Source organism: Ruegeria sp. ABV3_008 (genome assembly GCF_056161185.1).
Genome location: NZ_JBSWYP010000001.1, coordinates 330231 through 343565, shown reverse-complemented (window position 1 = coordinate 343565; position 13335 = coordinate 330231). Strand labels below are relative to the sequence as shown.

General features: G+C 59.3%; 10 protein-coding genes. 3 read left to right on the top strand and 7 right to left on the bottom strand.

What is annotated here, in order from left to right; genetic code table 11:
* Window positions 1–74: 74 nt before the first annotated feature.
* The 4 genes from prfB to ACXAH8_RS01675 form a co-directional block, all read right to left on the bottom strand.
* On the bottom strand, window positions 75–1199 hold the full coding sequence (gene prfB / locus ACXAH8_RS01690) for a peptide chain release factor 2 (protein ID WP_170373982.1): 1125 nt from the start codon (window positions 1197–1199) through the stop codon (window positions 75–77).
* Window positions 1200–1311: 112 nt separating this feature from the next.
* Window positions 1312–3801, bottom strand: coding sequence for a penicillin-binding protein 1A (locus ACXAH8_RS01685; protein WP_475215545.1), 2490 nt, complete (start codon window positions 3799–3801; stop codon window positions 1312–1314).
* Between the two features lie 94 nt (window positions 3802–3895).
* On the bottom strand, window positions 3896–5116 hold the full coding sequence (locus ACXAH8_RS01680; RefSeq protein ID WP_475215543.1) for an N-acetylmuramoyl-L-alanine amidase: 1221 nt from the start codon (window positions 5114–5116) through the stop codon (window positions 3896–3898).
* A 66-nt stretch (window positions 5117–5182) separates the two neighbouring features.
* On the bottom strand, window positions 5183–6343 hold the full coding sequence (locus tag ACXAH8_RS01675; protein WP_475215541.1) for a pyridoxal phosphate-dependent aminotransferase: 1161 nt from the start codon (window positions 6341–6343) through the stop codon (window positions 5183–5185).
* Between ACXAH8_RS01675 and ACXAH8_RS01670 the strand changes: the two genes are divergently transcribed.
* The 3 genes from ACXAH8_RS01670 (at window position 6342) to ACXAH8_RS01660 (ending at window position 9658) form a co-directional block, all read left to right on the top strand.
* Entirely contained in the window at window positions 6342–7724 is a 1383-nt protein-coding gene (locus ACXAH8_RS01670) for a M48 family metalloprotease (RefSeq protein WP_475215539.1), read from the top strand. The genes ACXAH8_RS01675 and ACXAH8_RS01670 overlap by 2 nt on opposite strands.
* Window positions 7721–8479, top strand: a complete 759-nt coding sequence (locus ACXAH8_RS01665; RefSeq protein ID WP_475215537.1) for a DsbA family protein — start codon at window positions 7721–7723, stop codon at window positions 8477–8479. The genes ACXAH8_RS01670 and ACXAH8_RS01665 overlap by 4 nt, the downstream gene beginning before the upstream one ends.
* A gap of 138 nt (window positions 8480–8617) precedes the next feature.
* Window positions 8618–9658, top strand: coding sequence for an agmatine deiminase family protein (locus ACXAH8_RS01660; protein ID WP_475215534.1), 1041 nt, complete (start codon window positions 8618–8620; stop codon window positions 9656–9658).
* On the opposite strand, the gene ispG is transcribed toward ACXAH8_RS01660, so the two are convergent.
* From ispG to hemA, 3 genes are all read right to left on the bottom strand, one after another.
* Entirely contained in the window at window positions 9558–10679 is a 1122-nt protein-coding gene (gene ispG / locus ACXAH8_RS01655) for a flavodoxin-dependent (E)-4-hydroxy-3-methylbut-2-enyl-diphosphate synthase (RefSeq protein WP_475215532.1), read from the bottom strand. The genes ACXAH8_RS01660 and ispG overlap by 101 nt on opposite strands.
* A 70-nt stretch (window positions 10680–10749) precedes the next feature.
* Window positions 10750–11946, bottom strand: a complete 1197-nt coding sequence (locus ACXAH8_RS01650) for a helix-turn-helix domain-containing protein (protein WP_475215530.1) — start codon at window positions 11944–11946, stop codon at window positions 10750–10752.
* A gap of 129 nt (window positions 11947–12075) precedes the next feature.
* Window positions 12076–13299: a 5-aminolevulinate synthase gene (hemA, locus tag ACXAH8_RS01645; protein ID WP_475215528.1), complete on the bottom strand. Its 1224-nt coding sequence runs from the start codon at window positions 13297–13299 to the stop codon at window positions 12076–12078.
* Window positions 13300–13335 lie beyond the last annotated feature (36 nt).

The window sequence follows — 13335 nt, the reverse complement described above, 5'->3', positions numbered from 1 at the left end:
CCCCTTCATCTGGCTAAAAATATCTCGGGGGAGTCGCGGCTTGCCGCGGCGGGGGCAGCGCCCCCTGCCCAGACTTAGTCGCCCTGCGCCTCGGACCGGCTTTTGCCCGCCACGTTCAACGCCAAGGTCGCCGCCATGAACCCATCCAGATCCCCGTCCAACACACCTTTGGTGTCCGAGGTCTCATGATTGGTCCGTAGATCCTTCACCATCTGATAAGGCTGCAAGACGTAAGATCGGATCTGGTTGCCCCAGCCCGCATCCCCCTTTGCCTCATGCGCCGCGTTGATATCGGCGTTCCGGCGGTCCAGTTCTTGTTGGTAGAGGCGCGATTTCAGCGCCTTCATGGCAATATCGCGGTTCTGGTGCTGCGACTTCTCGGATGAGGTCACAACGATCCCGGTCGGGATGTGCGTTATCCGCACGGCCGAGTCCGTGGTGTTCACGTGCTGACCACCCGCACCCGAGGACCGATAGGTATCAATCCGAATATCGGCCGGGTTCACTTCGATCTCGATATTGTCATCGACCACGGGGTAAACCCAGACCGAGCTGAACGAGGTATGCCGCTTGGCCGCCGAGTCATAAGGCGAGATTCGTACCAGACGATGCACGCCACTTTCCGATTTCAGCCAACCATAGGCATTGTGACCGGAAATCTTGTAGGCCGCCGACTTGATCCCGGCTTCCTCGCCCGCGGTCTCAGATTGCAGCTCGACCGTATAGCCCTTCTTCTCCGCCCAACGCACATACATCCGCGCCAGCATCGAGGCCCAGTCGCAGCTCTCGGTCCCGCCCGCGCCCGAGTTGATCTCGAGGAAGGTATCGTTGCTGTCAGCCTCGCCATCGAGCAGAGCCTCCAGCTCTTTCTTGGCGGCTTTGTCCTTCAGAGACTTGATCGAGGCTTCGGCGTCCTGAACAACCTCTTCATCCTCTTCCATCTCGCCCAGCTCGATCAGCTCGATATTGTCGCTGAGATCGGTTTTGATGGACTCGTAGGTCTCGATAGCGTCGACCAGCATCTGCCGTTCGCGCATCAGTTTCTGTGCGTTCTCGGGGCTGTCCCATAAGTTCGGATCCTCGACTCGCGCATTGAACTCCTCAAGCCGATGGGGCGCGGTTTCGTAGTCCATGCGCTGTGCCAGCAGCTCTAGCGACTTTTCGATTTCCGCCACGATATTCTGGGTTTCGGCGCGCATGGTCTTGCCCCAACTTGGTCAAACAGGACTGCGTGATAGCAAGAGCGGAAGGCCACCACAAGACGGGCCAGACGGGATTACACGTCTGGCCGTCAGAGATTTCACAAAGCGATCAGTAAAGGCCGCCGGTACTCAAATCCCCTTGCGAGGCTTTGGGGCCAACAGTGACAGTGCTGCCGGTCGAGGTCTGGACCTGAACGCCCGCACGTTGCGCCTCTTCGAACAGCGGAAGGTCCGACCCGATGGCAAAGCCGCCGTCATAAACGCGGTCGATAAACCCATCGACACCATCCCGGAAGAATTCGGCAACGACGTATTCGCCGGATGCGTCATCAGGCAGGCGCGCACCACTGAAACGGTCGATCTTGATGAAGTGACCACCTTCGGGCACCTCGAATGGACCGCCGCCATATTTCTCAACGGCTTTTTCCATGAAGCTCTGGAAGACCGGCCCGCACATGGTGCCACCATAAGCCCCCCGGCCCATCGGACGTGGGCGGTCATAGCCAATATAGCAACCGGCCACAATGTTCGAGGTGAAGCCGATGAACCACGCATCCTTGGATTCATTGGTCGTTCCGGTTTTACCCGCCGTCGGCACCGGCAGGTTGACATAGCGCGACGCCGTCCCGCGATCCACAACGCCCTTCATCATCGAGGTCAGCTGATAGGCGGTAATTGCATCCATGACCTGAGAGCGGTTGGTCTCAATGGTCGGCGACTCGTTCGGCTCCAACCAGGTCGAGTTGCAATCGAGGCACTGGCGATCATCATGGCGATAGATCGTCTTACCAAAGCGGTCCTGAATCCGGTCGACCAGAGTAGGTTCGACCCGCTCACCGCCATTGGCGAACATCGCGTAAGCCGCAACCATTTTATACAGCGTGGTTTCTTCGGACCCGAGCGAGTTGGCTAGAAACGCACCCATCCGGTCATAGACACCAAACCGTTCCGCATAGCCTGCGACGACAGGCATCGTGACCTCTTGCGCCAGACGGATGGTCATCAGGTTCCGCGACTGTTCGATCCCGGTGCGCAGTGGAGTTGGGCCGTAGAACTTGTTCGACGAGTTCTTCGGGCGCCACAGGCCCTGAGGAGTATTCACCTCAATCGGCGCATCCACAACGATGGTGGCCGGGCTATAGCCACTGTCCAGCGCGGCGGCGTAGACGAACGGCTTGAACGAGGACCCCGGCTGACGCTGCGCCTGCGTGGCACGGTTGAACACGGTATCCTGATACGAGAACCCGCCTTGCATCGCCAGAACGCGGCCCGAATTTACGTCCATGGCAACAAAGCCACCCTGCACTTCGGGCACCTGACGGGCGGACCATTGGCCCTCTTCCCCGGCCATGACAAGGATCACATCGCCGCGTTTGAAATTATCGAAGAAGTTGCCCTGCATCCATTTGATGTCAGAGCGTGGGATGGTGCCATCGGCAGGGCCATCCTCGATTCCGACGGTCAATTGTTGCTCGGCCACGTCCAGCACAACGGCGGGATACCATTGGGTCGGCAGAACGACGTCACGGGGGATTTCCATCTGCGCCAGTGCATCGCGCCATTGACCCTCATCCGCCAGCTGTTCCTCCGGGATCACTTCGCCGGTCCCACGCCATCTGCCACGTGACAGGTCGTATTTCTGCAACGCCTCGCGCAGCGCACGCGCGGCCTCTACTTGCATTTCTTCGTCGACCGAGGCTCGTACGGTGAAGCCGCCCGTAAAGAACTCACCCTCGCCAAAGTCTTCGCTCAGCTGACGGCGGATTTCATCGGTGAAGTAATCGCGCGGCGGCAAGGCAGTGCGGAAGCTTTCGAAATCCCCGTTCTGAACCGAACGCAGAGGCATCTCGACCTCGGTCTCATAAGTCGCCTGATCAATGTAGCCGTTCTGGTTCATCTCGCGCAGAACATAGTTGCGGCGGGCCAGCAGGCGTTCCTTTTGACGGACCGGGTGATAGTCCGACGGTGCCTTGGGCATCGCGGCCAGCATCGCGGCCTCATGCGGGGCCAGTTCCTGCAGGGTCTTGTTGAAATAAGTCTGCGCCGCAGCGGTCACACCATATGAGTTCTGACCCAGAAAGATCTCGTTCATGTAAAGCTCTAGGATCTGTTCCTTGTCGAGCGTGTCCTCAAGCCGGGTGGCAAGGATGATTTCCTTGATCTTGCGCTCGGCCCGACGGTCGCCTGACAGCAGGAAGTTCTTCATCACCTGCTGCGTGATGGTCGAGGCACCACGTACGGTTTCACCCTTGGTGCGCACTGCCTCGACACCCGCGGCGATGATGCCGCGCGGGTCATAGCCCTGGTGGGTATAGAAATTCTTGTCTTCCGCCGAGATGAAGGCCTGTTTCACCAGATCGGGGATTTCCTCGGACGGGGTGAACAGACGGCGCTCCTGAGCGAATTCGTCGATCAACTGCCCCTCGCCGGAATAGATCCGGCTGATCGTGGGCGGCTTATACTGTGCCAGCGACTCGTGGCTGGGCAGGTCGCGACCATACATCCAAAAGACCGCGCCGATCACCAGCGCAACCATGAAGATACCCAAAGTCACGAGGCTAAAAACTGCCCCGAAAATCGATAGAATGAACCGGATCACGTCACTGCCTTTTTTTCGCGCTGCCGCCTATATAGGGATGCCAAGCCCGAGGGTCAAAACCACAAGCGCATTCTAGCCGTTTTGCGTCGTCAGGTCACTGTCCAATCATGGACCGTCTGATCACATCTTGCTGCCGCCAGTCCTCCAACCCCTGATAGATTCCCCTTGCCATTTTAGCGCGCCAGTCAGGATTTTTGATGTTTTTCAGGTCTCTGGGGCTGGAAAGAAACCCAAGCTCGACGAGAACAGACGGAATATCCGCCGCCTTTAGCACCGAAAACGAGGCTGTGCGCAGCGGTTTGCGATTCATCGGCCCGCCCTGTTGCGCCATCCCATTGGCAATCGCGCCTGCAAGCGATGTTGTGCGGGGTTTGGTCTCCTGCCGCGCCATATCCAGCAGCACATCGGTGACCTGATCATCTGCCCCGTTCAGATCGACCCCAGACAAAAGATCGCCCCGATCGTGGCGCTCGGCCAGTTTCACGCTGGCTACGTCCGAGGCATCCTCGGACAAGGTGTAGACCGCCGCGCCGTGGGCCTGCCCGTCAGAGAGGGAATCGGCATGCAGCGAGATGAACACATCTGCACCCGCCCTGTGTGCCAGAGCGATACGACGCTCTAGCGAGACGAACTGATCCTCGACCCGCGTCAGCACCACCTCGTAACCACCTGACCTTAATAGTAATTCACGTAGTTCACGCGCGAAGGTCAGCATCATGGTTTTCTCGTCAATGCCACCGAATTCGGCGCCCGGGTCGATACCGCCATGGCCGGGGTCCAGCATCACCCGCATGACCTGGGCCACATTGCGCGGGACTTCGGACGTGGTGACGGCGGGTTCTGGAAGATCCCAGCCGTGGTTCTGCGGCACGCCAGCGGACGCGTTGAACGTGTCAAAATCGGTACCGACCAATTGAAGGGTCAACAGCGCCGCGCCTGAGGCCTCATCCAAACGCAACTCGGCCGTGTCCACCGCCATAGGCGCGCCCAGTTCCAGCACCATACGGGACCAGCCGGGAACATAGGCCCCGAATTGCACGCCACTGATCCGGTCGGTTTGTAGGAAGTCGTCGGCGTTGAGGCCGGTCCAGTCGACCTCCTGAAAGTCGAGAACCATGCGGTAGGGATCGCGCAGCGTGAAGATGCGGTAGGGCACCCCCTGACTGACGCCAAGATCGACTTGAACCGCCGTACGACCAGAATCGAAGATGCGGCTTTGGTCCGGCTGCACGCGCGCCAGCGCAGTGAAGTCCTGCGCCAATGCAGCACCGGTCAGCGCCCAGATCAGCGCGATGCAATAGAAAATCCTGCTCATGGCCTCAAGTTTTCCCGAGATCGTTTGAGCGCGACCCTAGCGCATCCGCCCCCTCTTGTGAACGCTTTACACCGGCTGCAACGCGCCGCGTTCGGCCATGAAGCTGCGCAGACGCTCTAACCCGTCCTGAATATCCGCCGTGGCCCGCGCGTAGGAGAATCGCAGGGTCGTATGTCCGCGCTCGGGATCGAAATCCAAACCGGGCGTTACGGCGACACCGGCCTTTTCCAGAATCTCGGCTGCAAAGGCGCGGCTGTCATCAGTCAGATCAGAGACATCGGCATAGACGTAAAACGCCCCATCAGGTGGCGCGATATTCGTGAAACCAGCTTTTGGCAGCCCTTCGAGCATCAGCTCACGGTTGCGACGGTAGACATCGAGATTGGCCTGCAGCTCCTCGTCGCAATCCATCGCGGCCAAGGCGGCCACCTGGCTGGCATGGGGCGCGCAGATGAACATGTTCTGGGCAATACGTTCTACCACGCGGACCTGATCCTCGGGCACGACCATCCAACCAACACGCCAACCGGTCATCGAGAAATATTTCGAGAACGAGTTGATCACATAGCACTCATCCGTCAGCTCCAGCGCGGTGACGGCTTTGGCCTCGTATTCCAGCCCGTGGTAGATTTCGTCACTGATGAAAGAGGCACCCTGCCCCTGCGCGGCATCGATCAACGCGCCCATCGACGCGTGATCCAGCATAGTGCCGGTCGGATTGGCGGGCGACGCGACCATCAGGCCCTGAAGATCAAGCCCGGCAAAATCGGAAGGCACCGGTTGCAGCCGATTCTCGGGCAAAGTCGGCAGATCGACGGGCACCAATCCAAGCGCCTTGAGGATCTGGCGGTAGGACGGATATCCCGGCGCGCCGATACCCACGCAATCCCCGCTGTCGAACAGCGCAGTAAAGGCCAGCAAGAACCCGCCGGAAGACCCCGGCGTTACTACGACCCGTTCGGGGTTCAGATCGACATTGTACCACTCTCCATACATCTGCGCGATCTGCTGACGCAGAGCCGGCAGCCCGAGTGCAACGGTATAGCCCAACGGGCCTTGTTCCATTGCCTTGGCGAGGGCTTCGGTCGCGCCTTTCGGGGCGCCGGTTCCGGGCTGGCCGACCTCCATATGAATGACGTGGCTTCCGGCCTCTTCGGCTTTGCGCGCGGCCTCCATCACGTCCATCACAATAAACGGATCGACCCCGGACCGGGTTGAGTTTCTCATGCCCATCTCCCATGTTGCAGCCATGGCTTTTGAACGCGTATCCCGGCTGGCGTCAATCCCGGCCCTGATACTTGCGGCTGTCCTCTGGCTGACGGCGGCGGTGCAGACCCACGCCCAAAGCCTGATCCGCGATCCCGATATCGAGTTCGGCCTGCGCGAACTGGCCTTTCCGGTGCTGCGCGCAGCCGGGCTAAGCACCAATCAGGTGCGTATTCTGGTAGTCAACGACAACACCTTCAACGCCTTCGTCATCGACTACAACGCGATCTACCTGAACTACGGCCTGATCCTGTCGGTCGACAGCCCCGAAATGCTACAAGCCGTCATCGCCCACGAGGCCGCCCATATTGCCAACGGTCATCTGGCCCGCCGTCACCAAAACCTGCAGGACGCACAGCGTAAGGCGAGCCTTGGCACGGCGCTTGCTCTTATCGCAGCCGCAGCGGGCGGAGGGGAAGCCGCTGCCGGGATTGCGGCCGGAACGCAAGGCGCGGCCATTCGCGGCTTTCTGGGGCACACGCGGGCTGAGGAAGCCTCAGCCGATCGCAGCGCGGCCAGCTATCTGCGGTGGGCCGGCATCTCACCCAAGGGGATGGTCGCGATCCACCGCAAATTCGCAGGTCAGGAATTGCTGAGCACGGCCAATCAGGACCCCTACATGCGCTCTCACCCCACCAGCCGGGATCGTCTGCGCGCAGCTGAGGCGTTTCTGGACGAATTCGGCGATCAAACCCAACCCAATGAAAGCGCCGATTACTGGTTTGCGCGGGTCAAGGGTAAGCTCTCGGCCTTTTTGCGCTCTCCGAGTTGGACAATGCGCCGCGCGAAAGAGGAAACGGCCTACGACATCCGAATGATGCGCGAGGCGTCGGCCCATCACCAGAACCGCGATCTGGCCCGTGCGCGCGCAGCGATAGATGAAGCCTTGAAAATTCGGCCCGAGGATCCCTTCTACTACGAATTGAAAGGGCAAATTCTTCTGGAAAACAGGCAATTATCCGAGGCTGTTAATGCATACGCCCAAGCGGTTGAAATGGCGCCGCACGATGCGTTGATCCTTGCAGGATACGGACGAGCGCTGCTGTTACAGGGCCAGACCGACACGGCGTTGGAAGCGCTTGAGAAAGCCCGTGCCCGCGACTACCGCAATGCGCGGCTGATGCGGGATCTGGGCGTGGCCTATTCCAAGGTCGGCAATAACGGGATGGCCTCGACCGTCACCGCAGAACGATACGCCTTGCAGGGCCGGCTGGCCGATGCAGGCATTCACGCAAGACGGGCCATCGGGCAACTTCCCGAAGGCTCACCGGGTTGGCAAAGGGCACAAGATGTGTTGATTGCCTCGAAACGCGCAGAGAAAGCGAAAAGGAAACGCAAATGATCCTGAAACATGCAGCCCCCGCCCTTTTGGGGCTTTCCCTGATATCGACTTCGGCGCAGGCGCTAGACCTGAACGCGCTCAGCGATACCGAAAAGGCCGAGTTCGGAGCGCAAGTACGCGAGTATCTGCTGGAAAATCCCGAAGTGATCATCGAAGCGATCACAATCCTAGAGGAGCGCAACGCTGCGACTCAGGAACAGGCAGATCGCGATCTGGTCGCCTCGAACGCGGATGAGCTGTTCAATGACGGCTATAGCTGGGTCGGCGGCAACCCGGATGGCGACATCACCCTGGTCGAGTTCATGGACTACCGGTGCGGCTATTGCCGCCGTGCCGTGCCCGAGGTGGCCAGCCTGTTGGCCGAAGACGGCAATATCCGTCTTGTGATCAAAGAGTTCCCGATTCTTGGCGATGCCTCGGTTCTGTCCTCGCGTTTTGCCGTGGCAACCAAACATGTCGCCGGGGATGACGCCTATAAACAGGTCCACGACGCCCTGATGGAATTCAGCGGAGAACCCAGCGAAGTGACCCTGCGCCGCATCTCGGACGGGCTTGGTCTGGACAGCGACGCCATCATCGCCGCGATGGACAGCAACCAGGTCACCGAAGAGATCACCCGCACCCGAGAGCTGGCACAACGCATGCAGATCACCGGCACGCCTTCGTTCGTTCTGGGCACCGAAATGCTGCGCGGCTTCCTACCAGCGGATCAGATGCAGCAGATCGCAGACGGCGTGCGAGCTGAACAAGGGTAGACTCCCTAAGTCAATCGTCGACAGCTTTTGATTGCTGGAGGGGCGCTGGGTCTTGTGGGTTTGCCAAGTCAATCCTCGACCCAGCCTCGTTCTGGCTACTACGTACCGGCCGAGGAAATGCGTCATCAGCGGACTTTCATGCAATGGCCCAACAGTCGCAAAGTCTATCGCGACCACATATTTCTAGACTCGGTACAGCAGACAATCGCGGACATTGCCAACGCGATCTCGGATTTTGAGCCTGTAACCATGTTGGCCGAGGCTGAACATCACGACACCGCGCGCCGGAGGCTCTCTGCGCAGGTCGAGCTATGGGACATCCCGACCGAAGAACTTTGGTGCCGCGACTCCGGCCCGGTTTTTGTCGTCGACGGACAGGGCAAATTGGCCATCAGCCAAATCCAATTCAATGGCTGGGGACAAAAGCAACCCCACGCCCTCGATGCAAAAGTAGCCAGCAGGGTCGCGGATCGGTTGGGCCTTAGTCTGCGACCTACTGGTTTGCAAGGCGAGGCTGGTGGGGTCGAGCAGGATGGGCATGGGCTGCTCATGGCGCATGAAAGTTCTTGGGTGAATGAAAACCGCAATCCTGGCATGACACGCGCCGAAATCGAAACCCGTCTGCTGACAGCCTATGGTGCTGACCGCATCATTTGGTCCGAAGGTGTCTTGGGCGAAGATATCACCGACTACCATATTGATAGCCTAGCCCGCTTTACAGGGCCGGGGCGCGTTCTCATCAACCTTCCAGATGAACCAGACATGGGTGATCTGTTTCACCTCGCTGCGCTGGACACTCATGATCTGCTTGCGGACGAAGGCTTGCAGATCGACGTCGTCCCCGAACCTTTCGAACGTCGTGTTCAAGACCCGGAATTCGTAGCCTCATATGCAAACTACTATGTCTGCAACGGTGCAGTGGTGATTGCCGAGTTCGGAGATAGTGAAACGGACAAAATTGCGCGCAATGCCCTTAGGCGTCACTACCCCGGGCGCGAGGTCGTTTCATTGAATGTCAACACGCTGGGCGAACTGGGCGGAGGCATTCATTGTGCGGCAGCAAATGCCCGCAGTGTAGCTACTCTGCAACCTCCTCTGCCGCATCCAGTTCAGAGGCCTTTTTCTCGACCTCTTCCACGATGTGATCGATCATCTGGTCGTTCGACATCTTGTGGCTAGCCTTACCTGCGAGATAGACCATGCCCGACCCTGCTCCACCTCCTGTGAAGCCGACATCGGTCATCAGCGCCTCGCCCGGTCCGTTGACGACGCAACCGATGATCGACAGGGACATCGGCGTCTTGATGTGTTCCAGGCGTTGCTCCAGCGCCTCGACGGTTTTGATCACGTCGAACCCCTGACGCGCGCAGGAGGGGCAAGAGATGATGTTGACGCCGCGATGGCGCAGGCCCAGCGATTTCAGGATTTCAAAACCGACCTTGACCTCTTCGACCGGATCGGCGGACAGGCTGACACGGATCGTATCTCCGATCCCCATCCAAAGCAGGTTGCCTAGACCGATGGCGGATTTGATGGTGCCGCTGACCAACCCTCCGGCCTCGGTGATCCCAAGGTGAATGGGGGCATCGGTGGCCTCGGCAATGCCTTGGTAGGCCGCCGCCGATAGGAAGACGTCGCTGGCCTTCACGCTGATCTTGAATTCGTGGAAATCATTGTCCTGCAGAATGCGGATATGTTCCAACCCGCTTTCGACCATCGCCTCAGGACAGGGCTCGCCGTATTTCTCAAGCAGGTGCCGCTCTAGCGAGCCCGCATTTACCCCAATCCGGATCGAACAATTGTGGTCCCTTGCGGCCTTGATGACCTCTTTCACGCGTTGCTCGTTGCCGATATTGCCCGGATTGATCCGCAGACAAGCCGCGCCGGCCTCAGCGGCCTCAATGCCACGGCGATAATGAAAGTGAATGTCAGCCACGATGGGCACCGGGCTTTCGCACACGATCTCTTTCAGCGCCTTGGCCGAGTCCTCGTCCGGAACGGAAACCCGCACGATATCAGCTCCGGCCTCAGCCGCAGCCTGAACCTGCGCGACCGTTGCCGCCACATCAGTCGTCAGGGTGTTGGTCATGGTCTGAACAGCGATCGGAGCATCGCCTCCAACCGGCACATTGCCGACCATGATCTTACGGGATTTGCGGCGGTAGATATCACGCCAGGGACGTACGTGGTTGAGCGCCATGAAGAGAGGTCCGCATCTGCCTAGGTTGCCTCATAGATAGTTCGGCAACCGCAGTTGAGCAATGGCAAGACTATTCGGCAGGCTCGTCCGCTGCTTGCGTCTGAAGCTCGGCCACCAATTGCTTGAGGGCGCTGTTTTGCTCGGCCTCGAGATCAGCGACGGCATAAGTCTCAGCCACTGCGTCCTTGGACAGGACAACGCCCTTCGCGACAGTGCCCGGCGCACCGACCGGTCCGAAATGTTCACCATTCATCGAAAAGAACACCGAACCCGACGCCCCGGCCCGCAACAGCGGCGGTTCTTCGGTCAGCGGCACTTCGAATATGCTGCCCTGCTCAACCGTACCGAGTGTGCCTTCGAAGATCACGCTACCATCGGCGGCCGTGACACGCATCCATGCTGGGTTCACGGCGACAATCTTCAACGTCGTATCCAACTGCTCGACCACCTGCGGCAAGGCTGGTCGCTCGACCGTGTGCAGTTCGGCCACCTGAACCTCGGGCAGTTCCGGCGGACGGAACGCGCCAACGGTCCGTGGGTCAAGCGTGGAAATCGGAGCATCCCGCGCGACCATCACGGGAACATCCAGCGCTTGCGGGCGATAGAGGCGATCCAGCGCTTCGGTCGAAGCGGTCTCGACGGTCTCAGTGCTACGCGCCGCATCAAGGGGATCGAGGTCCGACAGAACCACCGGAGCTTGCTCAACCGGGCTGACCTGCACCTGCTGGATCTTGTTCAGCACGGCCCAGCCGCCATAGCCAATGCCGCCAATAACGGCCAGCAAGACCAAGGACGAGCCAATCGCGCGCGGTTCAACCTGACTGACGAAGGATTCTTTGCCAGGGATATATGGTGTGTTCGGAGACACAAACGGATCCCGCCCCATCGGGCCACGGGCCGGAAGATCTCCGGTCGGTTTGCGAACAACGGATGCTTCGGCTGACATGCCATGCGCGACCTCAAAGCCGCTTTCCTTGCAGAAGGCGGCAAAGGTCTCATCCGGGTTCATGCCCAGATACCGGGCGTAAGAACGCACATACCCGGCGATGAAGCCGGGTGTATCGAACGCATCAGGATCGGCGTTTTCTATTGCAGCGATGTAGTTGGCTTTGATCCGCAGTTCGCGCTGAACATCCAGAAGGGATTTGCCCATGGTGGCGCGTTCGCCGCGCATCTGATCACCAAGCCGTACTTCGTAGTCGTCAAAACCCTTTGGTCTGACTTCTAAACCTTCTTCGGAATCGCGCTGTGATCTGCGCCCAATCATTCCTGCCGCCCCATTTTGCCCGTCGCGTGTTTCACGCTAATGGCGAATCGTCCCCATAACGATTCGTCCACTTATTTTGTTAGCGTAAGCTTAACACGCGGCGAACGCGTTGCACACTTTAGCGTGAGTTTAACCGGCAAGTTCGGCGCGATTTAGCGCACAATGTGACCAAAGTTCGTCCATCGCCTGAACCAGACGGTTCATCTCACCGGGTCCATGGACCGGAGATGGGGTAAAGCGCAGGCGCTCTGTACCACGTGGAACGGTAGGGAAATTGATCGGTTGCACATAGATACCGTGATCGTCCAGCAAGCGGTCGCTCAGGATTTTGGTATGGACTGGGTTTCCGACGATAACCGGCACGATGTGGCTGCCATGGTCGATCAACGGCAGGCCCAAGCCTTTCAGGCGCAGTTTCAGGATTTTGGCCTGAGTCTGATGCTGCTCACGCAGTTCCGGCGTCACTTTCAGATGCGCGACCGAGGCCGCCGCACCAGCCGCAACAGCAGGCGGCAGAGACGTGGTAAAGATGAAACCCGGCGCGTAAGAGCGCACGGCGTCACACATCTTTTCGCTGGCGGCAATATAGCCCCCCATTACGCCATAGGCTTTCGCCAGAGTGCCATTGATGATGTCGATGCGATGCGCCAGACGGTCACGCTCGGTCACACCGCCACCGCGCGGGCCGTACATGCCAACTGCATGGACCTCGTCAATATAGGTCAAGGCACCGAATTCATCGGCTAGATCGCAAATCTCTTCGATCGGGCCAAAGTCACCGTCCATGGAGTAGACCGACTCAAATGCGATCAGCTTGGGGGCTTTGGGGTCGTCGGCCTCAATCAGCTCACGCAAGTGGGCGACATCATTGTGCCGGAAGATGCGCTTGGCGCCGCCATTGCGCCGCACACCTTCGATCATCGAGGCATGGTTCAGCGCGTCCGAATAGATGATCAGACCGGGGAACAGTTTCGGCAAGGTCGAAAGCGTCGCGTCATTGGCGATATAAGCGCTGGTGAACAGCAGAGCGGACTCTTTGCCATGCAGATCGGCCAGCTCAGCCTCAAGGCGCTTGTGATATACAGTCGTGCCCGAGATGTTGCGCGTTCCGCCCGAACCGGCACCGGCCGCATCAACGGCTTCGTGCATTGCGTTCAGGACTACCGGGTGCTGGCCCATGCCAAGATAGTCATTGCCGCACCACACGGTAATGTTCTGTTGCGTTCCATCGGGACGGGTCCGAACGGCATGCGGGAAGTGCCCGTTGCGGCGTTCGATATCGATAAAGGTCCGGTAGCGTCCTTCGTCATGCAGCCTGGCAATCGCTGAATCGAGCTGAGCAGTATAGTCCAACGGACCCTCCTTGATCGCCTCGGGCAAACCTCTCAC

Coding starts and splice junctions, on each gene's coding strand:
- prfB (WP_170373982.1), bottom strand. CDS start 1,199: ATGCGCGCCGAAACCCAGAATATCGTGGCGGAAATCGAAAAGTCGCTA.
- ACXAH8_RS01680 (WP_475215543.1), bottom strand. CDS start 5,116: ATGAGCAGGATTTTCTATTGCATCGCGCTGATCTGGGCGCTGACCGGT.
- ACXAH8_RS01670 (WP_475215539.1), top strand. CDS start 6,342: ATGCCCATCTCCCATGTTGCAGCCATGGCTTTTGAACGCGTATCCCGG.
- ACXAH8_RS01675 (WP_475215541.1), bottom strand. CDS start 6,343: ATGAGAAACTCAACCCGGTCCGGGGTCGATCCGTTTATTGTGATGGAC.
- ACXAH8_RS01665 (WP_475215537.1), top strand. CDS start 7,721: ATGATCCTGAAACATGCAGCCCCCGCCCTTTTGGGGCTTTCCCTGATA.
- ACXAH8_RS01660 (WP_475215534.1), top strand. CDS start 8,618: ATGCAATGGCCCAACAGTCGCAAAGTCTATCGCGACCACATATTTCTA.
- ispG (WP_475215532.1), bottom strand. CDS start 10,679: ATGGCGCTCAACCACGTACGTCCCTGGCGTGATATCTACCGCCGCAAA.
- ACXAH8_RS01650 (WP_475215530.1), bottom strand. CDS start 11,946: ATGATTGGGCGCAGATCACAGCGCGATTCCGAAGAAGGTTTAGAAGTC.